Source organism: Variovorax sp. GW531-E2, assembly GCF_059423125.1.
This window is the reverse complement of sequence record NZ_JBWKXQ010000032.1, coordinates 1-22,009: the sequence shown is the minus strand read 5'-3', so window position 1 is coordinate 22,009 and position 22,009 is coordinate 1. Positions and strand designations below refer to the sequence as shown.

The 22,009-nt window shown below is 68.3% G+C and carries 23 protein-coding genes; 13 read left to right on the top strand and 10 right to left on the bottom strand.

Features of this window, described 5'->3' with window-relative positions:
• Nucleotides 1-44 precede the first annotated feature (44 nt).
• Entirely contained in the window at nt 45-1,094 is a 1,050-nt protein-coding gene (locus AC07XP_RS18855; protein ID WP_095948675.1) for a sulfate ABC transporter substrate-binding protein, read from the bottom strand.
• A gap of 138 nt (nt 1,095-1,232) precedes the next feature.
• Here AC07XP_RS18855 and AC07XP_RS18850 point away from each other — a divergent pair, with 138 nt between their 5' ends.
• Genes AC07XP_RS18850 through AC07XP_RS18840 form a run of 3 tightly spaced genes read left to right on the top strand, consistent with a single transcriptional unit; the run spans nt 1,233 to nt 4,296 of the window.
• Nucleotides 1,233-1,508: an oxidative damage protection protein gene (locus AC07XP_RS18850; RefSeq protein WP_013541095.1), complete on the top strand. Its 276-nt coding sequence runs from the start codon at nt 1,233-1,235 to the stop codon at nt 1,506-1,508.
• Between the two features lie 7 nt (nt 1,509-1,515).
• Nucleotides 1,516-3,324, top strand: a complete 1,809-nt coding sequence (mnmC1, locus tag AC07XP_RS18845) for an FAD-dependent 5-carboxymethylaminomethyl-2-thiouridine(34) oxidoreductase MnmC1 (protein WP_495265542.1) — start codon at nt 1,516-1,518, stop codon at nt 3,322-3,324.
• A 60-nt stretch (nt 3,325-3,384) separates the two neighbouring features.
• Nucleotides 3,385-4,296, top strand: a complete 912-nt coding sequence (locus AC07XP_RS18840; protein WP_223301327.1) for a transglutaminase family protein — start codon at nt 3,385-3,387, stop codon at nt 4,294-4,296.
• Nucleotides 4,297-4,326: 30 nt separating this feature from the next.
• Here AC07XP_RS18840 and AC07XP_RS18835 read toward each other — a convergent pair whose 3' ends face one another.
• The 4 genes from AC07XP_RS18835 to AC07XP_RS18820 form a co-directional block, all read right to left on the bottom strand.
• The gene (locus AC07XP_RS18835; protein ID WP_495265541.1) at nt 4,327-5,544 is read right to left on the bottom strand and encodes a glycerophosphodiester phosphodiesterase; all 1,218 of its coding nucleotides are present in this window, start codon (nt 5,542-5,544) and stop codon (nt 4,327-4,329) included.
• A 146-nt stretch (nt 5,545-5,690) separates the two neighbouring features.
• Nucleotides 5,691-6,614: a crotonase/enoyl-CoA hydratase family protein gene (locus AC07XP_RS18830; protein WP_095948677.1), complete on the bottom strand. Its 924-nt coding sequence runs from the start codon at nt 6,612-6,614 to the stop codon at nt 5,691-5,693.
• A 100-nt stretch (nt 6,615-6,714) separates the two neighbouring features.
• The gene (locus tag AC07XP_RS18825) at nt 6,715-8,190 is read right to left on the bottom strand and encodes a sensor histidine kinase (RefSeq protein ID WP_062472575.1); all 1,476 of its coding nucleotides are present in this window, start codon (nt 8,188-8,190) and stop codon (nt 6,715-6,717) included.
• On the bottom strand, nt 8,190-8,921 hold the full coding sequence (locus tag AC07XP_RS18820) for a response regulator transcription factor (protein ID WP_062472563.1): 732 nt from the start codon (nt 8,919-8,921) through the stop codon (nt 8,190-8,192). Before AC07XP_RS18820 ends, AC07XP_RS18825 begins: the two co-directional genes overlap by 1 nt.
• Nucleotides 8,922-9,018: 97 nt before the next feature.
• Between AC07XP_RS18820 and AC07XP_RS18815 the strand changes: the two genes are divergently transcribed.
• From AC07XP_RS18815 to msrA, 4 genes are all read left to right on the top strand, one after another.
• Nucleotides 9,019-9,642, top strand: a complete 624-nt coding sequence (locus tag AC07XP_RS18815; protein WP_495265540.1) for a cytochrome b/b6 domain-containing protein — start codon at nt 9,019-9,021, stop codon at nt 9,640-9,642.
• On the top strand, nt 9,639-10,433 hold the full coding sequence (locus AC07XP_RS18810) for a molybdopterin-dependent oxidoreductase (protein WP_495265539.1): 795 nt from the start codon (nt 9,639-9,641) through the stop codon (nt 10,431-10,433). The genes AC07XP_RS18815 and AC07XP_RS18810 overlap by 4 nt, the downstream gene beginning before the upstream one ends.
• Nucleotides 10,434-10,541: 108 nt before the next feature.
• Nucleotides 10,542-10,793: a pentapeptide MXKDX repeat protein gene (locus tag AC07XP_RS18805; RefSeq protein WP_159271664.1), complete on the top strand. Its 252-nt coding sequence runs from the start codon at nt 10,542-10,544 to the stop codon at nt 10,791-10,793.
• Nucleotides 10,794-10,880: 87 nt separating this feature from the next.
• Nucleotides 10,881-11,585 carry a peptide-methionine (S)-S-oxide reductase MsrA gene (gene msrA, locus AC07XP_RS18800; RefSeq protein WP_495265538.1) on the top strand — a complete coding sequence of 235 codons (705 nt, stop codon included), beginning with the start codon at nt 10,881-10,883 and terminating at the stop codon, nt 11,583-11,585.
• Here msrA and AC07XP_RS18795 read toward each other — a convergent pair whose 3' ends face one another.
• The 3 genes from AC07XP_RS18795 to AC07XP_RS18785 all read right to left on the bottom strand — a co-directional run bounded on the left by AC07XP_RS18795 (nt 11,586) and on the right by AC07XP_RS18785 (nt 14,419).
• The gene (locus AC07XP_RS18795) at nt 11,586-12,143 is read right to left on the bottom strand and encodes a DUF4189 domain-containing protein (protein WP_492743542.1); all 558 of its coding nucleotides are present in this window, start codon (nt 12,141-12,143) and stop codon (nt 11,586-11,588) included.
• A 69-nt stretch (nt 12,144-12,212) separates the two neighbouring features.
• Nucleotides 12,213-13,508: an acetyl-CoA hydrolase/transferase family protein gene (locus AC07XP_RS18790; RefSeq protein ID WP_495265537.1), complete on the bottom strand. Its 1,296-nt coding sequence runs from the start codon at nt 13,506-13,508 to the stop codon at nt 12,213-12,215.
• Nucleotides 13,509-13,516: 8 nt separating this feature from the next.
• Nucleotides 13,517-14,419 carry a LysR substrate-binding domain-containing protein gene (locus AC07XP_RS18785; protein WP_495265536.1) on the bottom strand — a complete coding sequence of 301 codons (903 nt, stop codon included), beginning with the start codon at nt 14,417-14,419 and terminating at the stop codon, nt 13,517-13,519.
• A gap of 139 nt (nt 14,420-14,558) precedes the next feature.
• On the opposite strand from AC07XP_RS18785, the gene AC07XP_RS18780 reads away from it, so the two are divergent.
• The 4 genes from AC07XP_RS18780 to AC07XP_RS18765 all read left to right on the top strand — a co-directional run bounded on the left by AC07XP_RS18780 (nt 14,559) and on the right by AC07XP_RS18765 (nt 17,975).
• Entirely contained in the window at nt 14,559-14,963 is a 405-nt protein-coding gene (locus tag AC07XP_RS18780; RefSeq protein ID WP_495265535.1) for a RidA family protein, read from the top strand.
• Complete coding sequence (locus tag AC07XP_RS18775; protein WP_495265534.1) at nt 14,960-16,072, top strand: oxidoreductase; 1,113 nt, start codon at nt 14,960-14,962, stop codon at nt 16,070-16,072. Before AC07XP_RS18780 ends, AC07XP_RS18775 begins: the two co-directional genes overlap by 4 nt.
• A gap of 156 nt (nt 16,073-16,228) precedes the next feature.
• Nucleotides 16,229-17,635, top strand: a complete 1,407-nt coding sequence (locus AC07XP_RS18770; RefSeq protein ID WP_495265533.1) for a hypothetical protein — start codon at nt 16,229-16,231, stop codon at nt 17,633-17,635.
• Between the two features lie 79 nt (nt 17,636-17,714).
• A complete protein-coding gene (locus AC07XP_RS18765; RefSeq protein ID WP_495265532.1) occupies nt 17,715-17,975 on the top strand; it encodes a hypothetical protein in 261 nt (86 codons plus the stop codon).
• Between the two features lie 115 nt (nt 17,976-18,090).
• Here AC07XP_RS18765 and AC07XP_RS18760 read toward each other — a convergent pair whose 3' ends face one another.
• Nucleotides 18,091-19,263 (bottom strand): NAD(P)/FAD-dependent oxidoreductase, encoded by a 1,173-nt coding sequence (locus AC07XP_RS18760; RefSeq protein ID WP_495265531.1) that lies wholly within the window; start codon nt 19,261-19,263, stop codon nt 18,091-18,093.
• 77 nt (nt 19,264-19,340) lie between these two features.
• Here AC07XP_RS18760 and AC07XP_RS18755 point away from each other — a divergent pair, with 77 nt between their 5' ends.
• Nucleotides 19,341-20,234 (top strand): LysR substrate-binding domain-containing protein, encoded by an 894-nt coding sequence (locus AC07XP_RS18755; protein WP_062472543.1) that lies wholly within the window; start codon nt 19,341-19,343, stop codon nt 20,232-20,234.
• 6 nt (nt 20,235-20,240) lie between these two features.
• On the opposite strand, the gene AC07XP_RS18750 is transcribed toward AC07XP_RS18755, so the two are convergent.
• Entirely contained in the window at nt 20,241-21,269 is a 1,029-nt protein-coding gene (locus AC07XP_RS18750) for an aldo/keto reductase (RefSeq protein WP_070060858.1), read from the bottom strand.
• Nucleotides 21,270-21,392: 123 nt separating this feature from the next.
• On the opposite strand from AC07XP_RS18750, the gene AC07XP_RS18745 reads away from it, so the two are divergent.
• Nucleotides 21,393-21,866, top strand: a complete 474-nt coding sequence (locus tag AC07XP_RS18745; RefSeq protein WP_495265530.1) for a GNAT family N-acetyltransferase — start codon at nt 21,393-21,395, stop codon at nt 21,864-21,866.
• Nucleotides 21,867-22,009: the final 143 nt, after the last annotated feature.

Below are 22,009 nucleotides of genomic sequence, written 5' to 3'. Positions count from 1 at the left end.
CTCCCACGGGGTGCCACCAGCGATCGATTCCGGAACAGCTGCGCTTACTTCTGCTTGGGCGCGTAGATCTGGTCGAAGGAGCCGCCATCGGCGAAGTGCTCCTTGTCCGCCTTCGCCCAGCCGCCGAAGGCCTGGTCGATGGTCACCAGCGTGAGCTTGGGGAACTGCTTGTCGTACTTGGCCTTGGCCTTGTCCGAGGTCGGGCGGTAGAAGTTGCGGCCCGCGATGTCCTGGCCTTCGTCGGAGTACAGGTACTTCAGGTACTCCTCGGCCACGGCGCGCGTGCCCTTCTTGTCGACCACCTTGTCGACCACCGCCACGCTGGGCTCGGCCAGGATGGAGATCGACGGCACGACGATCTCGAACTTCTCGGGGCCGAATTCCTTCAGCGCCAGGAAGGCTTCGTTTTCCCAGGCCAGCAGCACGTCGCCCACGCCGCGCTGCACGAAGGTGATGGTCGAGCCGCGCGCGCCGGTGTCGAGCACGGGCACGTTCTTGTACAGGTTGCCGACGAATTCCTTGGCCTTCGCTTCACCGCCGTACTTGCGCTTGGCGAATTCCCAGGCGGCCAGGTAGTTCCAGCGGGCGCCGCCCGAGGTCTTGGGGTTGGGGGTGATCACCTGCACGCCGGGCTTGACCAGGTCGTCCCAGTCCTTCAGGCCCTTGGGGTTGCCCTTCTTCACTAGGAACACGATGGTCGAGGTGTAGGGGGCAGAGTTGTGCGGCAGGCGCTTTTGCCAGTCGGCCTTGACGAGGCCGCCGTGCGTGGCCAGCGCGTCGATGTCGCCGCCCAGCGCCAGCGTGGCCACGTCGGAATCGATGCCGTCGATGATCGAACGGGCCTGCTTGCCCGAGCCGCCGTGCGACTGCTTGACGCTCACGTCCTGGCCGGTCTTGGCCTTCCAGTACTTGGCGAAGGCCTGGTTGTAGTCCACGTACAGCTCGCGGGTCGGGTCGTACGACACGTTCAGCAGCGTCACGGGGCCCTTGGCCCCCGCCGCGCCCTGCGAAAACGACGGCAATGCCGACAGGGCCAAGGCACCGGCCACGCCGGCACCCAGGGAAAGCTTGATAAAGTCGCGGCGAAGGCTCATGGTGTCTTGCTCTTAAAAAGGCATATCAATGAAGCCACGTATTCTGAATACGACATATAGGAACTGGAACGACCAAGTTTTCAGTTCTTAATAGCCAAATCAACTAAGCAACCGCTTTCCCCCACAAGAGGCAATCAAATGGCACGCATGGTTCAGTGCATCAAGCTCGGCAAAGAGGCCGAAGGACTCGACTTTCCGCCGTACCCCGGCGACCTGGGCAAGCGCCTGTGGGAAAACGTCAGCAAGGAAGCCTGGGCCGCCTGGCTCAAGCAACAGACCATGCTGGTCAATGAAAACCGGCTGAACCTGGCCGACCTGCGCGCCCGCCAGTACCTGGCGCGCCAGATGGAAAAGCACTTCTTCGGCGAAGGCGCCGACGTGGCGCAAGGCTACGTTCCCCCTCCTGCGGCCTGAGTCCGGCGTGGCCGCCGACGGCACCCCGCTCGGCGCGCGCTCCGGCGACCCCCCTCCCCTCGACAACGACACACCGGCGCTTTCGCGCCGTGTGTTTTTGGACGGCTGCGGCCTGCCCGCCGCGTGGTCCGGGCGCCCGCAATGGCGGATTCTCGAAACCGGCTTCGGGCCGGGCCTTCATTTCCTGACAACCTGGCAGGCCTGGCGCGCCGACCCGCACCGGCCGCGCCTGCTGCATTACGTCGCGGTCGACGCCCATCCGGCGCCGGCCGGCGATCTGCTGCGCGCGGCTGAGACCGATCCGGCCCTGGCGCCGCTCGCTGCGGAACTGGCCGACCAATGGACCGGGCTGCTGCCGGGCTTTCACCGGCTGGCCTTCGACGACGGCCGCGTGCTGCTCACGTTGTGCGCGGGCGAGCTGCAGCCGATGCTGCGCGCGCAACGCTTCGAGGCCGACAGCCTCTTCCTCGACGGTTTCGGCCCGGCGATGGCCTCGCCCGACACGCTCAAGGCGGTGTCGCGCTTCGCCCGCCAGGGCACCGGCCTCGCGGCCCGCACCGACGACGATGGGGTTCGCCATGCGCTGGCGCAGAACGGCTTCCAGCTCCACCCGGGCCCCGGCAGCCTGCACGGCGTGTTCGCGCCCGCCTGGACGGTGCGGCGCCGCCAGCCGGTGCGCGAAGGCGTCGACGCGCCCGGCCATTGCGCAGTGATCGGCGCCGGGCTCGCGGGTGCGGCGGTCGCGGCCAGCCTCGCGCGGCGCGGTTGGCAGGTCACGGTGCTCGACGCGGCCGACACGCCGGCCTCGGGCGCGTCGGGCCTGCCGGTCGGGCTGCTGGCACCGCATGTGTCGTCCGACGACGCCTTGCTGTCGCGGCTCACGCGCGCCGGCATCCGCGCGACATGGGCCGAACTGGCACTGCGGCTCGACTCCGGCCGCGACTGGGGCGCACACGGCTCGCTCGAACGCCGGCCCGATGGCGACGTGCGCGTGCCGCCCGGCTGGAGCGCTCAAGGCCCGAACGAATCCTGGCCCGCACAGCCCGACCAGCTCGCCGCGGCCGGCCTGCCGCCCGACACGCCGGCGCTGTGGCATGCGCGCGCGGCCTGGGTGCGGCCGCACCGCCTGATCGCCGCGTGGCTGGGCCGACCAGGCGTCGAATTCCGCGGCAACTGCCATGTGGCGCGCCTCGCACGCACGGACGGCGGCTGGCAACTGCTCGACGATGCCGGCGCCCTGCTTGCCGAGGCCGACCGCGTCGTCGTGGCCGCAGGCTTCGCATCCCACCACTTCGCACCCGACCTGCCGCTGCAACCCGTGCGCGGCCAGGTCGCCTGGGGCCGCGCGGACCCCACCGCCCTGCCCGCCACCCCCATCAACGGCGACGGCCACCTGATCGCCGGCGTGCCCGACGGCCAGGCGCCGCAGCCGCTGTGGCTGATCGGCGCCACCTTCGACCGCGACAGCACCGACCTCGCCCCCACTGACGCAGACAGCCTCGCCAACCGCGAACGGCTCGCGCGCCTGCACCCCGGCGCCGCCGCCGCGCTCGCGCCCGCCTTCGAACGCGGAGACATCCACGCCTGGGTCGGCGTGCGCTGCGCCTCGGGCGACCGCCGGCCGCTCGTCGGCCCGCTGGCCCCGGGCGCCGACGAGAGCCTGTGGGCCTGCACCGCGCTGGGCTCGCGCGGCCTGAGCTTTGCCACGCTGTGCGCCGAGCTGCTGGCGGCGCAGTGGCACGGCGAGCCACTGCCCTTGCCCGCGACGCTCGCCAAGGCGCTGGGCACGCAGCGGCTCTGGCCCGGATCGGACTGAATCGACGCGTTCTGGCTTTCCCGCCACCCGAGGTCACGCGCGCACCGCACAATGCGCGCCATGGCCATCCAGTACGACATCACCCACACCACCGTCTACCGCTACAACAAGCCGGTGACCTTCGGCTTGCACCGCGTGATGTTCCGTCCGCGCGATAGCCACGACCTGCGGGTGCTCGCCACCGACCTGCAGGTGAGCCCGCAGGCCCTCACGCGGCTGATCCAGGACCCGTACTCGAACTCCGTCGCGCTGGTGCAGCCGCTGGGCGAAGCGACCGAGCTGCGCATCGTCTGCTCCTTCACCATCGAGCACGTGCCGCCATCGCAGCGCGACCTGCTCACGCTCGACCCGTCGGCCGAGTTCCTGCCCTTTGCCTATTCGGTGCAGGAGCGCCTGGACCTGGAGCACTACCTGCGCCCGCACCACAACGACGACGCCAACGGCACGCTGATCCGCTGGGCGCACCAGTTCCTGCACACCGACCAGCCCAACAGCACGCGCGACGTGCTCACGCGCATGAACGCGCACATCGGCCAGAGCTTCGAATACAAGGCGCGCGACGAGGAAGGCACGCAGACGCCGCTCGAAACGCTGGCGCTGGGCAGCGGCAGCTGCCGCGACTACGCGCTGCTGATGATGGAAGCCACGCGCCGTCTCGGCATCGCGACGCGCTTCGTCTCGGGCTACCTCTACGACGCGTCGCTCGACAACGACGCCACCGGGCAGGCGCCCGGCGAATCGGTCACCGGCGCCGGCAGCACGCACGCCTGGCTGCAGGCCTACCTGCCGGGCGCGGGCTGGCTGGCCTTCGACCCCACCAACAACCTCATGGGCAGCGGCCAGCTGATCCGCGTGGGCGTGGCGCGCGACCCCGCGCTGGCGGCGCCCATCTCGGGCAGCTGGTACGGCGACGCCGAGGCCTACGAAGGCCTCGAGGCCACGGTGGTGGTGAAGCGCCGCAAGGGCGGCTGAGCGCCCTCTTCCTTTCCGGATTCGACTCGCTTACTTCGGCTGCGCCGCGCGGTACGCCTTCACCGCCGGCACGGCCGTGGCCGCGCTGTCGGCAAAGAAGCCGTCGATGCCCGCATCCAGGAACGCCTTGATCTCGCCGGCGGTGTCACCGTACACGGTCGGGTCGGTCTTGGGCGCCTTCTTCAGGCTGTCGGGCAGGAAGTTGTTCTCGGGCCGCACCGTGAAGATGTGGACCAGCAGCTTCTTGTCGTGCGCGTCCTTCACGAGCGTGGTCGGCGCGCCGAGCTTGCCGTCGACCACCGGGATCACGCGCGCCTTGGCCGGGCCGATGCCGTTCGCGTAGGTCGCGATCTCGGCCAGGCCTTCGGGCTTCACGAGGTCGGCGTAGGTGCGCTTGTCGTTCAACGCCACCAAGTCATACGGCGCGCCCTGCCCGTCGATGAGCTGGACGATCTTCACCGTGCTCTTCAGGCGGATGTCCTTCAGGTTGCCGGTTTCAAAGGACTGCACGAACACCGGCGCGTCGGCCTTGTCGAGGTCGTACTTGTGCAGCGTGTCGAGCAGCTTCTTCTCGAGCGGCAGGCCGATCGAACGGAAGTACGTCGGGTGCTTGGTCTCGGGGTAGATGCCGATCACGCGGCCCTTGATGACCGACTGCGCCTTGGCGAGCTGGATCACCTCGTCGAGCGTGGGCACCTGGAACTGGTCGTTGAACGATACGTTGGCCGGGCGCAGCGCCGGGATGCGCTCGCGCGCCTTCAGCTCCTTGAGCTCGGCCAGCGTGAAGTCTTCGGTGAACCAGCCGGTGATCGAGCGGCCGTCGATGACCTTGGTGGCCTTGCGGTCGGCGAACTTCGGCACGTCGACCACGTTCGTCGTGGCTTCGAGCACCTTGCCCGCGGCATCGACGATGGCGATGGCGTTCTCGTGGCGCGCGACCAGCTCGCCGTCCTTGGTGGGCACGAGATCGGGCTCAATGAAGTCGGCGCCGTCGTCGATGGCCTGCTGGTACGAGGCCAGCGTGTGCTCGGGCCGCAGCGCGGGCGCGCCACGGTGGCCGATGACGAGCACGGGGGCTGCCTCGGCCGGTGCGGGCGCCGGGGCGGGCGCAGGTGCTGGTGCCGGTGGCGAGACCGGCGCGATGGGCCACATCGGCACGCCACCGCCACCATTGCCACCACCGCACGCAGCCATGAATGCGCAGGCGCAGGCCGCGAGGGCCGTGCGCGAGAAATTGAACATTTGCATTGAAATCCTCCCCTTTTGTATCCATCGAAATGGATGCGCCATCTTTCCGCCGTCAACGCGACAAACGGCAGGCGCGGCGGATCATCGAGGGGAGATATGTCGGTCGCGTGACATGGGCGCCAGCATGGCGCCACGCGACCGTGTGCTCAGCCGCGCGCAGCCAGCTTCGCTTCGAGCTCGGCGATGCGCGCCCTCGCCTCGTCGCCTTCGGGAATCGGCCGGCCGCTGTCGCGCCACTGCACCGCGCTCTTGAAGCCTTCGGCCTCCGCCTGGCGACGGAACCACATGCCTTCGGGGTTGTGGCGCGTGATGCCGTCGAACACGGTGGCGAACATCTGCGTCTGCTCCAGCCCCATCGAATGCCAGACCTGGTTGACGACCATCTTGTGCATCATGAGGTGCGAACTGGGCACGCCCGCGATGCGCTGCGCGAGCGCCAGCGTGGCCTCGTCGAGCTGCGCCGCGGGCACCGCGAAGTTGGCCAGGCCCCAGTCGGCCGCCTGCGTGCCGGTGATGGTATCGCCGGTGAACATGAGCTGCTTGGCGCGCAAGGCGCCGAGGCGGTAGGTCCACATCGCGGTGGTCGGGCAGCCCCACACGCGCGTGGGCATGTAGCCGATGCGTGCGTCGTCGGCCATGGTGAGCAGGTCGCAGCACAGCGCGATGTCGCTGCCGCCGGCCACCGCGTAGCCGTGCACCTTGGCGATGGTCGGCTTGCGGCAGCGCCACAGCGACATGAAGTCTTCGGTGTTGCGCTTCATGGCGGCGTAGTCGAGCATCGGGTCCCACGGCGTTTTCTCCTGCCGGCAGGGATGGTCGCCCTGGCCTTCGCGGCCGTGGCCTTCGGCATAGTCGCCCAGGTCGTAGCCGGCGCAGAAGGCGCGGCCCGCGCCCTCGACCACGATCACATGCACCTCGTCATCGGCCTCGGCCCATTCGACCGCGCGGCGGATGTCGGTCGGCGTGCTGTCGCCGATGGCATTGAGCTTCTCGGGGCGGTTGAGCACGAGGCGCGCGATGCGCGGGTGCTGCGGGTCCTTGTCGATCAGGACAGTCTCGAAAGCGGGCATGGTCGGTGGTCTCCTTCTGTTCTTGGGGGGTGATGCCGCTTCGCTTGTAGCATCGCCCGCCGCCCGCTGGCAAACCCGCCGACCGCCGGTTTCAACGCCTTCAGCGCGCTGTGGCGCCCCCAAGCCGGAACAGGAACACCGCGCCCTTGCCCGGCTGCGGCACGAGCCGGATGTCGCTGCCGTGCAGCTGCAGGATGCGCTGCACGATCATCAGCCCCAGCCCACCGCCGCGCGCACCGCCGTCGGCAAAGGCCGGCCGCGTGAACAGGCCCTTCTGCAGCTCGCCCGGAATGCCGGGGCCGGTGTCGCTCACCTGCACCGCCACGCCGGCGTCGGACGGGCGCAAGCGCACCTCGATCTCGCCGCCGGCCGGCGTGTGACGGATGGCGTTGTCCAACAGGTTGGTCAGCACGCGCTCGATCATGCCGAGGTCGGCCGACACCACGGGCAGGTTCGGCGCGATGTCGGGTTTGAGCTGCTGGCGCCGCGCCTCGGCCGCGAGCTCGAACTTCTGGAACACGTCCTGCACGAGGTCGGCGAGCGCGAAGTTTTCTTTCTCGGGCTTGACCACGCCGTACTCGAGCCGCGCCAGCTCGAACACCTCCTGCGCGAGCCGGCCCACCTTGCGGCTCTGGCCGAGCGCGATCTCCAGGTAGCGGCGGCGCTCTTCCTCGCTGAGCGTGCCGGCCTTGAGCAGCAGCGTCTCGAGGTAGCCGTGCAGCGAAGTGAGCGGCGTGCGCAGGTCGTGCGAGATGTTGGCGAAGAGTTCACGGCGCTGGCGGTCCTGCAGGCTGAGTTCGCGCCACTGCTCGGCGATGCGGCGCGTCATCTGCGCAAAGGCCTGCTGCAGCTGCGCGATCTCGTCGTCGGCGTGGCGCGGCGGCGCGGGCATGGGCGCCTCGCGCTCCAGCGCCGCGATGCCCTCGGCCTCGAAGCGGCGCACCGCCGCCGTCAGCTCGCGCAGCGGCCGGGTGATGAGGCGGAACGCCACCAGCCCGGCGATGAGCCCCAGCAGCGCCACCAAGGCCATCGACCACAGCGTGGTGCGCAGCACGGTGTCGGCCGAGAGGTTGGCGGCCAGCGCGTCGTGGTCCTCGCCTTGCAGCACCACGTACACATAGCCGGCGTCGCGCCCACCCATGCGCAGCGGCGCGGCGCTGAAGACCTTGGCGCCGTCGGGGCTGCGCGGGTCGTCGCCCGCGATGGGCAGCCGCTCGCCGGCCAGCAGCCGGCGGATGGGGCCGAGCGCCACCTTGTCGCGCTTGAGGTGGCCGGGCGGCGCGGCCTGGGCCTCGATGTGGCCGTCGGGCCCCAGCACGTAGACCTCGACACTGGGGTTGACGGTCATGAGCTTGTCGAACAGGTCTTTCACCGCCACCGGGTCGAGGCCGCCCGGCTTCATGAGTTCGGTGTTCTGCGCGATGTGGGCCGCGAGCCCCAGCGACAGGCGCTGCGTCACCTCTTGCGCGTGCTGCGCGCCGGCGCGCATCTGCAGCCACGCCGAGGCGCCGCAGCAGGCCAGCAGCAGCACCGCGAAGGCGATCGACAGGCGCCGCGACAGCGTGGCCCAGGCCATCATGGAAGGTCGCCCTTCGGCGCCGCGTCGTCCGCCGCGAGCTTGTAACCGCGCCCCCACACCGTGAGGATGCGCCGCGGCGCGGCCGGGTCGGCCTCGACCTTGGTGCGCAGCCGGTTGATGTGCGTGTTGACCGTGTGCTCGTAGCCGTCGTGCTGGTAGCCCCAGACCTGGTTGAGCAGGTCGAGCCGCGAGAACACCTTGCCGGGATGGCGTGCAAAGAAATACAGCAGGTCGAACTCGCGCGGCGTGAGCTCGATGGGCTTGCCGTCGACGCGCACCTCACGCGCCAGCGGCTCGATGTCGAGGTTGCCCAGCGTGAGGCTGCCCGACTCCAGCCGCGCGTTGCGCGCCAGCGCGTCGGTGCGCCGCAGCAGCGCCTTCACGCGCGCCACCAGCTCCAGCACCGAGAAGGGCTTGGCCAGGTAGTCGTCGGCGCCCAGCTCCAGCCCAAGGATGCGGTGCACTTCGCTCGAGCGTGCGCTCACGATGATGATGGGCGTGTAGCGCGCCATGGCGCGGGCGCGGCGGCAGATCTCGAGGCCGTCGATGCCGGGCAGCATGAGGTCGAGCACCAGCGCGTCCCACTGGCCGCGCTCCAGCGCGCGCAGGCCGGCGTTGCCGTCGGCGGCGTGCTCGACCGCGTAGCCCTCGTCGCGCAGGTGCATGCGCAGCAGCTCGGCAATGTGGGCGTCGTCTTCGACGATCAGCACGCGTTTGGCGGTGTCCATGACCGCGATTGTCCCGCGAGACGCCCCCCGGAGTTATCACGAATCCTTGAACTTTGCGTGATGAATCGGCGAGGGGGTGCGCCCAACAATCCGGGCCATGCAGACACGCTCCGCCCCCGACCACCGACCGATCCACCCGCTGTGGATGCGCGTCACGCACTGGCTCAACGCGCTGGCCGTGCTGGTGCTGGTGACCAGCGGCTGGCGCATCTACAACGCGGCGCCCTTCTTTGCCTTTCGCTTCCCGGCCTCGATCACGCTGGGCGGCTGGCTCGGCGGCGCGCTGCAATGGCACTTCGCGGCGATGTGGCTGCTGGTGTTCAACGGGCTGGTCTACCTGGTGCTGAACCTCGCCAGCGGGCGCTTCGCGCGCAAGTTCTTCCCGCTCTCGCCGGCCGGTCTCTGGCGCGATGCGCGGGCCGCGCTCGGCGGCAGGCTCTCGCACGCGGACCCGCGCCACTACAACCATGTGCAGAAGCTCGCCTACCTGTTCGTGATCGTCGACCTGGTCGCGATCGTGCTGTCGGGGCTGGTGCTGTGGAAGTCGGTGCAGTTTCCGCTGCTGCGCGAGCTGCTGGGCGGCTACGAAGCCGCGCGCCGCGTCCACTTCGTGGCGATGGCCGCCCTGGTGGCTTTCGTTGCCGTGCACCTCGTGATGGTGGCGCTCGTGCCCCGCACCCTGCTCACCATGCTGCGCGGTCGCGCGCCCCACACCCCATGAGCCTCTTTTTCAAACGCCCTCCCCTGGTCGGTGTCGACGGCGACGCCGTGGTGCGCGAAGCCCGCGCCCTCATCGAGCGCCAACTCGACGCCCCCTCGCGCCGCCTGTTCCTGCGCCGTTCGCTGACGCTGGGCGGCCTGTCGATGCTCACCGGCTGCAGCATCAGCGACGACAGCCACGTGGAAGCGGCGCTCTCGAAGGTCTCGCGCTTCAACGACGAGGTGCAGGGCTGGCTCTTCAGCCCGACGCGGCTGGCGCCGACCTACACCGAAGCCGAGATCACGCGCCCCTTCCCGTTCAACGCCTACTACGGCGAGGACGAGGTCCGCGAGGTCGACGAAGCCACCTACCGCCTCGAAGTGAGCGGCATGGTCGCCGACAAGCGCCGCTGGACGCTCGCCGAGCTGCGCGCCCTGCCGCAGCAGGACCAGATCACGCGCCACATCTGCGTCGAAGGCTGGAGCGCCATCGGCAAATGGGGCGGCGTGCGCTTTGCCGATTTCCTGCGTCACATCGGCGCGGACCTGAGCGCGAAGTACGTCGGCTTCCAGTGCGCGGACGACTACCACACCAGCATCGACATGCCGACCGCGCTGCACCCGCAGACCCTGCTGACGCTGAGCTACGACGGCCAGCCGCTGCCGCCGAAGTACGGCTTCCCGATGAAGCTGCGCATGCCGACCAAGCTTGGCTACAAGAACCCCAAGCACATCCAGGCGATGTACGTGACCAACACCTATCCCGGTGGCTACTGGGAAGACCAGGGCTACAACTGGTTCGGAGGGAGCTGAGGGGCTGCCACAGCCGCTCGACTGCCGAAGAAAGCGCGAGGCCGAATTCCGACAGGGAACCAGGCCGATCTCGACAACAAGACCCAACCTCAACTCAGGAAGACCGACATGAACAAGCTCACCGCCACCCTCCTCGCCACCTGCATGGCCTTCGCCGGCGCCTCGGCCTTGGCCGCGGACGACATGGCCAAGGACGGCATGAAGAAGGACAGCATGGCCAAGGACGGGATGAAGAAAGACGCCATGGGCAAGGACGCCATGAAGAAGGACGGCATGGCCAAAGATGGCATGAAGAAAGATGCCATGGGCAAAGACGAAATGAAGAAGGACGCGATGGGCAAGGACGAGATGAAGAAGTAAGCCGCCGTCTGCCCGGCCCCGCCGCCATTGACGGCCGGCGGGATCGGGATCACTGTCCCTTTCCTGCGCTCCCTACGAAAGACCGCCATGAAATCCTTCGCCATCGCCGCCGGCGCGCTCGCCGCCGCCGCCTTCGCCTGGCACGCGGCCCCCTCCTTCGCCGAGACCGCGCGCCGCGTGCCCGCGCCCACGGTCGACCTCACCGCACCCGCAGGCGCCACCACCGCCACCGCCGTGTTCGCAGGCGGCTGCTTCTGGGGCGTGCAGGGCGTGTTCCAGCGCGTCGAAGGCGTGAGCAATGCGCTCTCTGGCTACGCGGGCGGCGAGGCCCGCACCGCACGCTACAACGAGGTCGGCTCGGGCCGCACCGGCCATGCCGAAGCCGTGCGCATCAGCTACGACCCGCGCAAGGTCAGCTACGGCAAGCTGCTGCAGATCTACTTCTCGGTGGCGCACGACCCGACCCAACTCAACCGCCAGGGCCCCGACACCGGCCCGCAGTACCGCTCCACCGTGTTCGCCGAAAACGCCGAACAGGCCTGCATCGCCACCGCCTACATCGCCCAGTTGAACCAGGCCAAGACCTTCGGCAACAAGCCGCTGGCGACCACGGTCGAGGTGTCCAAGCCCTTCTATGCGGCAGAGGACTACCACCAGGACTACCTCACGCTGCACCCGAACCAGCCCTACATCGCGATCCACGATCTGCCGAAGATCGACGACCTGAAGAAGCTGTTCCCCGAGAGCTACAAGGCCACGCCATCGCTGGTGCGCGCGACCAAGGCCAGCTGATCAGCGATTGACGACCAGCGCGTTGCAGCGCGCGGTAACGACCTTGCAGTCCTTCGCATGCGCGGAGCACTCCGCCATCGCTTCCGCCTGCGCCGCGCTTTGCAGCTTGTTGGCTTTCATCGACAGCACGTTGCGGCCCATCACGACCACGCCGCAGCCTTCCTGCCAGGTCAGCGTCATGCTTCGGCAGCCGGTGGCGGTGCCGCCGTTGCCTACGCACTGGGCGATGGCGTTGTTCTCTGCGTCAGCCTGGGTCGCCCGGTTGTCGACCCCGCCGAAGGCGCCCTTCGACTTGTCGATGACGTACGCGCCCCACTTGTACGAGAAGGTGGGGTCGGGCGGCGGCGGCGCCAGGTACTCGTCGGGGTCGCTGTAGCGGCCCGTGCCGCCGGGCATCACAGGCACGGTGTCCCGGGGTGGCGGCCGGCTGTTGTGGGGCCAGCCCGGCGCGTTCGGTGGCGGGCATCCCGGCTGGCCCGGTCCGCTGCAAGCGAACGCCTGGCCGGACAGCACGCAGGCCGCGCCCAGCAGGAAAAGATGTCGCAAGGAGGTGCTCATCGCAGCGAATGTAGCCGTCGCCCGGGCCGCGCAGGAGTGCCCTAAGTCACGCCCTGCGCCCTGCAAAACTCACAGCAGTTTGGCCTGCTTCGCCTGCTCCGTCAGCTCCGCCCGGAAGTTCGGGTGCGCAATCGCGATCAGCTCCTGCGCGCGCTGCTTGGCCGACTTGCCGCGCAGCTGCGCCACGCCATGCTCGGTGACGACGTAGTTGATGTCGTTCTTGCTCGTGCTCACGTGCGTGCCCGGCGACAGCGAGGGCACGATGCGCGAGATGGTGTCGTCCTTGGCCGTCGAAGGCAGCACGATGAACGCCTTGCCGCCGCGCGAGCGGTTGGCCGCGCGCACGAAGTCCGACTGCCCGCCCGTGCCCGAGTACGGCGCGTGGCCCAGGCTCTCGGAACCGCACTGGCCCAGCAGGTCGATCTGCATGGTGGCGTTGATGGCGATGAGGTTGTCGTTCAGCCCCGCCAGCGCCGGATCGTTGGTGAAGTTCACCGGGTGCATCTCCAGCCCCGGGTTGCGGTCCATGAAGCGGTACAGCTTGCTGGAGCCCAGCGCGAAGGTCGCGACCGACTTGCCCGGCAGGTAGTTCTTGCGGCGGTTGGTGACCGCGCCGCTTTCCACCAGCGTGAGGATGCCGTCGCCGATCATCTCGGTGTGGATGCCCAGGTCGCGCTTGCCCGTGAGCTGCATCACCACCGCATCGGGAATGCCGCCGTAGCCGATCTGCAAGGTGGCGCCGTCGTCGATCAGGTCGGCCACGTGCTTGCCGATGGCTTCCTGCACCGGGCCGATCTTGGGCAAGCCGACTTCCATCACGGGCTCGCTGCTTTCCACCAATGCCGCCACCTGCGAGATGTGCACGTGGCAGTTGCCATGTGCGTAGGGCACGTTGGGGTTCACCTCGAGCACGACCGCGCGGGCCTTCGCCACGGCGGCCATCGTGTAGTCGGGGCCCAGGCTCAGCGCGAAGTAGCCGTGCGCGTCCATCGGCGAAGCCATGCTGAACACCACGTCGGCCGCGATCTGCCCGCGCTCGATCTGCGCCGGGATCTCGGAGAAGTAGTTCGGAATGAAGTCGATCCAGCCCGCCTGCCCGCCGGCGCGCGTGGCGCCGCCGAAGAACAGCGCGACGTGGCGCACGTGATCGACCGTCTCGGGGTCGATGTAGGCGTACTTGCGCATCGCCAGGATCTGCGCCACCTTCACGTCGCGGAAGTCGCGGCGCTGCTCGGACAGCGCCGTGAGCAGCGAGGGCGGCTCGCCGACGCCCGTGGGCACGATGATCATGTCGCCGTTGCGCACCTGGCGCACGGCATCGGCGGCGGAAACGCGCTTTTGCGCGTACAGGGTCTGGGCATTCATGCATGCCACTATGCCTTCTTTTCGCCGCCGCCGAACTCGCGGTGAACCCAGTCGCGCAGCACGGCCGTGGCGGGCCGGGTGGCGGCGCGCGGGCTGTAGACCAGGTCGTAGCGGTAGCTCTCCACCGACAACTCGAAGGGCTGCACCAAGAGGCCCGACGCCAGCTCGTCGGCCACGAGCGCCAGGCTCAGCAGGCCGACTCCCTGCCCCGCGACCGTGGCCTGCACTGCGTGGATCTCTTCGGTGAACGACAGGCCGGCCTGCGCATCGACGTCGGTGCGGCCCGCGCGCGCGAGCCAGGTGCGCCACACGGGCGCCAGCGTTTCGTCGCGCCCCGCACGCCCCCATTCGAAATGGATCAGCGAGACGGCCGTCAGGTCTTGCCGCGCCGCGACCGCCAGCGCGGGGCTGCAGACCGGCGCGTAGTGGTCCTGGAACAGCGGCTCGACGACCAGGTCGGCGTAGCGGCCGTTGCCGTAGCGAATGGCCGCGTCGGCCTCGGTGTCGAGGTCGACGATCTGGTTGGTGGCGTCCAGCCGCAGCGTCCATTCGGGGTGCAGGTCGCGGAAGGTGCCCGCGCGCGGCGCCAGCCGCCGGGCCATGAACCCGACCGTGGACGACAGCGTGGCAATGCGCGTGCCCTTCAACCGGCGCACGCCGTCGACGGCGCGCTCGAAGCTGTCGAAGCCGTCGCGCAGCGCGGGAAACAGCTGGTGGCCGGCGGCCGTCAGGTGCACCTGCCGCGTGCCGCGTTCGAACAGGCGCACCTCGAGCGTTTCCTCGAGCTGCTTGATCTGGTGGCTGACGGCGGTGGGCGTGACGTGCAGTTCGTCGGCGGCGGCCTTGAAGCTCAGCCGGCGGGCCGCGGCCTCGAACACACGCAATGCGCCCAGGGGAGGAAGTCTTCGCATGCAGACAGATTAGCTCAACTCATCCATCGGCTGAAAAATCAGCCTTTGTCGGGCGCCCTCTTCGCCCCTAAATTTTAGGGGTCGCAGGAAGAAATAACTTCCACGGCTGATCTGAAATTCACCATCAAAGGCACCTGTCATGCAACTCCAACCCAAGCAGATCCACACGCAACCCGACCCCTACGCGCCCTTCCTGCTGTCGCAGGCCATCCAGCTCGGCAACCTCGTGTTCGTGTCCGGCCAGGCCGCGATCGGCGACGACGGCGAGATCGTCGGCAAGGGCGACTTCGACCGCCAGGCCGAGCAAGCCTTCAAGAACCTGGACCGCGTGCTGCGGGCCGCCGGCACAACCCTGGGCAGCGTGGTCAAGGTGACGATCTTCCTGACCTCCATGACGAACTTTCCGAAGATCGTCGAGTTGCGCCGCCAGTGGTTCTCGGCGCCCTACCCGGCCGACACCATCGTCGAGGTCTCGGGCCTGTACTCGCCCGACGCGATGATCGAGATCGAGGCCATCGCCGTCGCGCCCGGAGACGCGCGATGAGCACGCCGCTGCTCGCGCCGGCGACGCTGCACGGCCTGCAGCTGCCCAACCGGCTCGCCGTGGCGCCGATGACGCGCGTCAGCGCCTCGCCCGAAGGCCACGCCAACGGCACCATGGCCCGCTACTACGAGCGCTTTGCACGGGGCGGCTTCGGGCTCGTCATCACCGAAGGCATCTACACCGACACGGCGTACGCGCAAGGCTATGCCCGCCAGCCCGGCCTGAGCGATGGCGAACAGGCCCGCGCATGGCGCCCGGTCGTGAAGGCGATCCAGGACGCGGGCGGGCGCGCCATCGCGCAGCTCATGCATGCGGGCGCGCTGTCGCAGTTCAACCGCTTTCGCGACCACACGGCGGGGCCGTCGGCCGTTCGCCCGCTGGGCACGCAGATGACGGCCTACCGCGGCGAAGGCGAGTACCCGGTACCGCGTGCGATGACCGACGCCGACATTGCCGAAGCCCTTCGCGGCTTCGCCCGGGCCGCGCTGCTGGCCATGGAAGTGGCGGGCTTCGACGGCGTGGAGATCCACGGCGCGAACGGCTACCTGCTCGACCAGTTCCTGAGCGGCCACACCAACACGCGCACCGACCGCTGGGGCGGCGCCCTCGCGCAGCGCGTGCAGCTGACGGCCGAGGTGGTGCGTGCCGTGCGGCAGATGCTGGGCGCATCGGCGCCGGTCGGCGTACGCATCTCGCAAGGCAAGGTCAACGACTTCGGCCACAAGTGGCCGGAAGCCGAAGCCGGCGCGGCGACGGTGTTCGGGGCGCTGGCGCACAGCGGCATCGACTACCTGCACGTCACCGAGTTCGAGGCCTGGCGCCCGGCCTTCGGCGATGCGGGGCCGAGCCTGCTGCAGCTCGCGCGCCGCCACGCGCCCGGGCTTGCGATCGTCGCCAACGGCAGCCTGCACGACCCGGGGCGCGCCGAAGCAGCGCTCGCGGACGGCGCCGACTTCGTGGCGCTGGGACGCGGCGCGCTGTCGAACCCCGACTGGCCGAAGCGGTTGAAGGAAGGCCGCGCGCTTGCCGCCTTCGACCCGGCGCTGTTGTCGCCGGTGGGAGACATCAAGCCGGGGGAGCAGCACTTGCTGCAGGCGCAGCGAAGCTAGCCAGTGCGGTCTTTGACCTCGAACGCCCAGAGGTGCCGAGCCACATGCCGCCCCGCAGGCGAAACGAGCCACCGGTTTCGGTGGACTCCCACAAATACGGTATCTGGTTCACAAATCGAGCGACTAGATTCGAATGCTGCATGTTGAGGAAACACCATGAATAGCGAATGCACCATGCGATCAGTACGCGCCCTTCTTTTCGCAGCGATGCTCGGCTGTGTGGCCCCTGTGCATGCCGTCAACTGCACGGTGGACCTCGTCGAGAATTCAGAGTCCTCGAAGCGGTCGGGCGAGTGCTCTATCGACGACGTAACCCAGACCGTCGTGATCTATGACGCCGAACACTGGGGAAAACGGGGTAGAAAGCTTCTGGTCCCGCAGGTGACGAACGGCCGCAAACTGGCGTCGTTCATCGCCATCTCCCCCACAGACGTGGGATCCAACGAGGTGGCGCACGCGATGAGCTATCTCATCGTCACCAACACCAGCAAAGGCGCCTACAGGTTCATGGGCACGACGAAAACCCATACCTATCGCGCTCGTACACCGCCTGAGCAATGGGCGAAACAGCGTCCCAATGGGGCAATGGACTTCACCAACAAGCTCACCACAGCCGAGTTGCTGGCGGAACTTCAGGCGATCAAGTCCATGGGACCGGCACTGTCGCTCGACGTGATCGAAAAGGTGATCACGCAGAACCAGAGCCTAGCCGATCGACTCCCGACGCTCGCAGGCATCTCGCAAGCAGGGGCACCACTGCCATCCACGGCGGCTCGCCAAGTGGCTGGCGCATCGGGCGCAAATTCCACGCCTCCTGATAGCGGCGGAAGCAGCCGCAAGACCGCGAACCCAGCGGCAAGTACCGGCACAGGCCTGCGCCCCATCTGGCCTTCGGACATGGAGCCCGGCAATATTTATTTCGTCGTTCGAAGCGACTCGGGCGAGCGGTCGGCTCCCCTCATGGTTTCAGCCCTCAGCGGACAAGAAGCCGTGGCTCGTGTGCAAACCGCGTGGGCAAACGTCAAGTTGCAGGCCCCCGCTACCTTCCAGCTTGTGGCAGGCCGTGAATGCATCGGCCCGGCCTGGGGCGCCGTGGTCACCAACGACGGCCACGTCTGGGGCGCCGCTTGCGCCAAGACTCCGGCTGCGGCCATCGAGGGGGCTTTTTCCGGTTGCCGGCAGGAAGACCCTCGCGGCCTGGGCTGCGACTATTCGGCGAAGGAACGACCGGGGGCTTATGGCCCGTCCATCGCACTGGCACTGAGCGGCAGCAACTCTTGGAATGGCAAGAGCTACTACGTCATGGATACAACGGGTGGAGGTTTTGGCTCCTTCACCGCCGTCACCAACATGATGCAGTACACGAAGAGTCCCGTCGACAGCATGCAGCAGGCGCTCTCAGGTTTCGACAAGGCATGCGCCGATGGGCGGCCCTGCTACAAGACGTCATCGAATCTGGCCTGCATCCACGAGACAGTGCAGTCGGCGATCGTCGAAAAGTGCATGGACAGGAAGCTGACACCCGCCGGCCTGAGCGGCTCGATCCGCAGCCGTTTACGCTGATCCCCACAAGCGCTGGACGGTCACCAAACCGAAAACCGGCGAGCCGATCTACAGCACATCGGCCTGAAGGAGATTTGCAATGACCGACAAGCCGATGTTCCTCTACATGAAGATGACTGAGATGTTCTCGGACCACCTCAGTACAGCGCGGGCCTACCCGGAAAAGTTCATCTTGAGCACCGTGCTGCACAGGCAGTACTTGCGAGACTGGGTGCAGCTGCGTCAAATGGTCACGACGCGCATCGACCCGACAAACCACATGGGTGTGCCCATCGAGATTTCCGACACCACGCCCAGCGTCATGGTGGCCTCGAATGGCTCCGAGTTCGCGCTGACGTGATGTGCTTGCGCCATCTGCTTTTCGTCGCCCTCCTCTCAACGACCCGGGCCGGCGATGATCAGCGTCGAGGTGACGTGACGCGTGAGTCCGCCACAGACCTTGGGCAGGTCGCCGACTAGATCACGTTCTTCTCAAGCAGCGGCCGGTTCTCGAGGATGCGTGCGAACGACAGCGGCGACAGGTCGAGGCTGCGGTAGCCGCCGAAGCGGATCAGCTCCGCGATGCCGCGCCCCGCCGCCGGGCACTGCTGCAGCCCGTGGCCCGAGAAGCCGTTCGCGAAGTAGAGGTTGTCGCAGTCGGGATGCTGGCCGAGGATCGCGTTGTGGTCGAACACGTTCATCTCGTAGTAGCCGGCCCAGGCGCCCGTCATGCGGACGGCTTCGAAGGCCGGGATGCGTTCGGCCAGCACCGGCCAGATGAAATTCTCGAAGGCCTCGTGGTCGACTTCGAGCGGCGCGTCGTCGGGGTCCCGGTCTTCGGGCGGCGCAAAGCCGCAGATGAACTGGCGGCCTTCGGGCCGCAGCCAGATGCCGGAGGTGTCGATGACCAGCGGGCAACCGGGCAAGGTGCTCGGGCATGAAAAGCTGAACACGCTGCGCCGTCGCCCGTGCACGGGCAGCGCGATGCCGGCCCACTGCGCGACCGGCGCCGCCCACGCGCCCGCCGCGTTGACGACGATGTCCGCCTGCAGCGTGTCGCCGCCATCGATCTGCACGCCGGTGATGCGGCGGCCCTCGCGCTGCAGACCCGTCGCCTGCGCCTGCACATAGTGCACGCCTTGCGACACCGCCTTCTTGCGAAAAGCCTGCAGCAGGCTGTAGCCGTCGTACCAGCCCTCGCCCGAAAGGCCGAGGGATGCGAGTTCGATGCCCTCGATCGAGATCCACGGGAAGCGCGCCTTCAGTTCCTCGGGCGTCAGCAGCGCCACGTCCACCGCATGCGCCTTCTGCATCGCGTGGTTTTCGCGCAGCACCTCGACACCCGCCGGCGAGGCCAGGTACAGGTAGCCCGGCTCGACCAGTCCAATGTCCGGCACGTCGTCGCCCACGCGCAGCGTTTCGCCCAGCGCGCGAAAAAACTCGATGCCATAGAGCGACATCTCGATGTTGATGGCGGTGGAAAACTGCTGCCGGATCGAGCTGGCCGACAGCGCCGACGAGGCCTGCCGGTACGAGAAGTCGCGCTCCACCACCGTGATGTCGAAGGCCTCGCCCGCCGGGTCGGCGCCCAGGAAGTACGCGATGGCCGAGCCGATGGCCCCGCCGCCGATGATCGCCACACGCCGCATGTGATGCCTTTCCGTGTCTTCGGTGTGCGGGCCCGGGCCGTTGCCCGGGCCGCGCAAGCTCCCGCCAGAATAGCGCGATGAGAAAAGACATTCCCAACCTCGGCGCGCTGCAGGCCTTCGAGGCCTCGGCGCGCCTGGGGAGCTTCACCCGCGCGGCGACCGAGCTGGCGCTCACGCAAAGCGCGGTCGGGCGCCAGGTGGCGATGCTGGAGCAGCGCCTGGGCGTGCCGCTGTTCTCGCGCGTGCGCAAGCGGCTCACGCTCACCGACGTGGGCCGCGAGTACGCCGCACGCATCCGCCGCCACCTCGACCAGATCCGCCGCGACACGCTGGAGATCAGCGCCGGCCACGAGATGGGCTTCGTGCTCGAACTGGCCGTGGTGCCGACCTTCGCCACGCAATGGCTCATTCCGCGGTTGCCCGACTTCAGCCGGCTGCACCCGAACATCACGGTGAACCTGTCGGCGCGCTCGCAGCCCTTCTCGTTCCAGGAAAACGCGTACGACGCGGCGATCTACTTCGGCGACCAGTTCTGGCCGAACACGCGCGGCGGGCTGATCTTTTCCGAAGGCGAGATGGTGCCCATCTGCAGCCCCGCGTTCCGCGACGCGCACGCCCGGTGGGACGAGGCCGGCTTCGAACGCTGCCGCCACGTGCACCTGAGCACGCGCGCCCACGCCTGGCGCGACTGGTACGCGCAGCAGGAATGGGAGTACACGGTGCATGCCTCGCGCGGGCCGCGCTACGAGCTGTTCACCATGGTGGTGGCCGCCGCGGCGGCGGGCATGGGCGTGGGGCTGGCGCCGCGCATCCTGGTCGAGCAGGAGCTGCGCACCGGCGAACTCGTGATCCCGGTGGACCGGCACCTGGACGTGCACCAGGGCTACTACTTCGCGTACCCCGAAGGCCGGCCGGCCTCCGGGGCGCTGGAGCAGTTCAAGCAGTGGGTGCTGGGGCTGACACCCGACTGAACCCGGTCAGACGGGGTTCGGGTTGCGCTCCTTGAAGCCCTGCTGGTGCCAGTACGGGTAGGTGCGTGTGGTCGCGCTGGCCGCGTCGAGCTCGGCCACCTGCGCCGGCGTGAGGTTCCAGCCCACCGCGCCGAGGTTCTGGCGCAGCTGCGCCTCGTCGCGCGCGCCGACCACCACGCTGGACACTGTCGGGCGTTGCAGCAGCCAGTTGAGGGCAACCTGCGGCACCGTCTTGCCGACCTCGGCGCCGACTTTTTCCAATGCCTCGACCACGCGATACAGCAGCTCGTCGGGCACGGGCGGGCCCATGTCGGCCGTCACGTGCAGGCGGCTGTTGGCCGGCAACGGCTGGCCGCGGCGGATCTTGCCCGTGAGCCGGCCCCAGCCCAGCGGGCTCCAGACCACCGCGCCCACGCCCTGGTCTTGCGCCAGCGGCATCAGCTCCCACTCGTACTCGCGGCCCACCAGCGAGTAGTACGCCTGGTGCGCCACGTAGCGCGCATAGCCGCGCTGCTCCGACACCGCCAGCGACTTCATGAGGTGCCAGCCCGAGAAGTTCGACGCGCCCACATAGCGCAGCTTGCCCGCGCGCACGAGGTCGTCGAGCGTGGACAGCGTTTCTTCCACCGGCGTGCTGGCGTCGAAACCGTGCAGCTGGAACAGGTCGATGTAGTCGGTGCCCAGCCGCTTCAGCGACGCATCGACCGCCTGCACGAGGTGATGGCGCGACGAGCCCACGTCGTTCGGCCCCTCGCCGCTGCGGAAGGTGGCCTTGGTCGAGATCAGCAGCCGGTCGCGCGGCCGGCCCTTGATCGCTTCGCCGAGCACCGATTCGGCGGCGCCGCCCGAGTAGATGTCGGCGCTGTCGAACATGTTCACGCCAGCGTCCATGCAGATGTCGATGAGCGTGCGCGCCTCGGCCACGTCGGTGCTGCCCCACGCGCTGAAAAACTCGCCCTTGCCACCGAAGGTGCCGGTGCCGAAGCTCAACACGGGGACCTTGAGGCCTGATTTGCCCAGATGACGGTATTCCAAAGTTCTACTCCTTGAATCGAACGAACAGACGAACCAGATGAATGACGCGGCCATTGTTGGCCGCCGCGCAGAACCCCGTCGCGCGTCGGGCTTTGCGGTGCTTCGGCTCGCTACGATCGACCGATGCAGATCTCGATCGAAAACCCGAACCAGCCCGACGTCATCCAGCTCATCGACGACCTCGACGCGTACCAGAAGCCGCTGTACCCACCCGAGAGCCATTACGGCATCGACATCGACGCGCTGTCGGCGGCGCATGTGCTGTTCGCCGTCGCGCGCGACGCGGCCGGCACGGCGATCGGCTGCGGCGCGGTCGTCATGAACCCCGGCTATGGCGAACTCAAGCGCATGTACGTGCGCCCGCAGAACCGCGGACAAGGCGTGGCGGCCAAGGTGCTGGGCTTTCTCGAAGCCGAAGCGACGGCGCGCGGATGCGCGATGTTCCGGCTGGAGACAGGCGTGAGCCAGCCCGAGGCGCTGGCCTTCTATGCACGCGCGGGGTATGCGCGGCGCGAGCGCTTCGGCGACTATCCGGACGATCCGTTGAGCGTGTTCATGCAGAAAACGGCCGCGACAGCCGCACCCCATCGCCCCTAAGATCGCCCCGGCTTCCGCCACCACGGTCATCACAACAAGGAACGTCACATGCAGACAAGAGGGATTCTTCGCCGGCTCATGTTCACAGCGGGCTGCGCCCTGCTGCTGGGGTTGTCAGGTTGCGGCGGCGGAGGGGGTGGTGG

What these genes read in the sequence shown, in the direction of transcription:
- AC07XP_RS18855 (WP_095948675.1), bottom strand. Translation starts at nt 1,094, where the DNA reads ATGAGCCTTCGCCGCGACTTTATCAAGCTTTCCCTGGGTGCCGGCGTG.
- AC07XP_RS18850 (WP_013541095.1), top strand. Translation starts at nt 1,233, where the DNA reads ATGGCACGCATGGTTCAGTGCATCAAGCTCGGCAAAGAGGCCGAAGGA.
- AC07XP_RS18840 (WP_223301327.1), top strand. Translation starts at nt 3,385, where the DNA reads ATGGCCATCCAGTACGACATCACCCACACCACCGTCTACCGCTACAAC.
- AC07XP_RS18835 (WP_495265541.1), bottom strand. Translation starts at nt 5,544, where the DNA reads ATGCAAATGTTCAATTTCTCGCGCACGGCCCTCGCGGCCTGCGCCTGC.
- AC07XP_RS18830 (WP_095948677.1), bottom strand. Translation starts at nt 6,614, where the DNA reads ATGCCCGCTTTCGAGACTGTCCTGATCGACAAGGACCCGCAGCACCCG.
- AC07XP_RS18825 (WP_062472575.1), bottom strand. Translation starts at nt 8,190, where the DNA reads ATGGCCTGGGCCACGCTGTCGCGGCGCCTGTCGATCGCCTTCGCGGTG.
- AC07XP_RS18820 (WP_062472563.1), bottom strand. Translation starts at nt 8,921, where the DNA reads ATGGACACCGCCAAACGCGTGCTGATCGTCGAAGACGACGCCCACATT.
- AC07XP_RS18815 (WP_495265540.1), top strand. Translation starts at nt 9,019, where the DNA reads ATGCAGACACGCTCCGCCCCCGACCACCGACCGATCCACCCGCTGTGG.
- AC07XP_RS18810 (WP_495265539.1), top strand. Translation starts at nt 9,639, where the DNA reads ATGAGCCTCTTTTTCAAACGCCCTCCCCTGGTCGGTGTCGACGGCGAC.
- AC07XP_RS18805 (WP_159271664.1), top strand. Translation starts at nt 10,542, where the DNA reads ATGAACAAGCTCACCGCCACCCTCCTCGCCACCTGCATGGCCTTCGCC.
- msrA (WP_495265538.1), top strand. Translation starts at nt 10,881, where the DNA reads ATGAAATCCTTCGCCATCGCCGCCGGCGCGCTCGCCGCCGCCGCCTTC.
- AC07XP_RS18795 (WP_492743542.1), bottom strand. Translation starts at nt 12,143, where the DNA reads ATGAGCACCTCCTTGCGACATCTTTTCCTGCTGGGCGCGGCCTGCGTG.
- AC07XP_RS18790 (WP_495265537.1), bottom strand. Translation starts at nt 13,508, where the DNA reads ATGAATGCCCAGACCCTGTACGCGCAAAAGCGCGTTTCCGCCGCCGAT.
- AC07XP_RS18785 (WP_495265536.1), bottom strand. Translation starts at nt 14,419, where the DNA reads ATGCGAAGACTTCCTCCCCTGGGCGCATTGCGTGTGTTCGAGGCCGCG.
- AC07XP_RS18780 (WP_495265535.1), top strand. Translation starts at nt 14,559, where the DNA reads ATGCAACTCCAACCCAAGCAGATCCACACGCAACCCGACCCCTACGCG.
- AC07XP_RS18775 (WP_495265534.1), top strand. Translation starts at nt 14,960, where the DNA reads ATGAGCACGCCGCTGCTCGCGCCGGCGACGCTGCACGGCCTGCAGCTG.
- AC07XP_RS18770 (WP_495265533.1), top strand. Translation starts at nt 16,229, where the DNA reads ATGAATAGCGAATGCACCATGCGATCAGTACGCGCCCTTCTTTTCGCA.
- AC07XP_RS18765 (WP_495265532.1), top strand. Translation starts at nt 17,715, where the DNA reads ATGACCGACAAGCCGATGTTCCTCTACATGAAGATGACTGAGATGTTC.
- AC07XP_RS18760 (WP_495265531.1), bottom strand. Translation starts at nt 19,263, where the DNA reads ATGCGGCGTGTGGCGATCATCGGCGGCGGGGCCATCGGCTCGGCCATC.
- AC07XP_RS18755 (WP_062472543.1), top strand. Translation starts at nt 19,341, where the DNA reads ATGAGAAAAGACATTCCCAACCTCGGCGCGCTGCAGGCCTTCGAGGCC.
- AC07XP_RS18745 (WP_495265530.1), top strand. Translation starts at nt 21,393, where the DNA reads ATGCAGATCTCGATCGAAAACCCGAACCAGCCCGACGTCATCCAGCTC.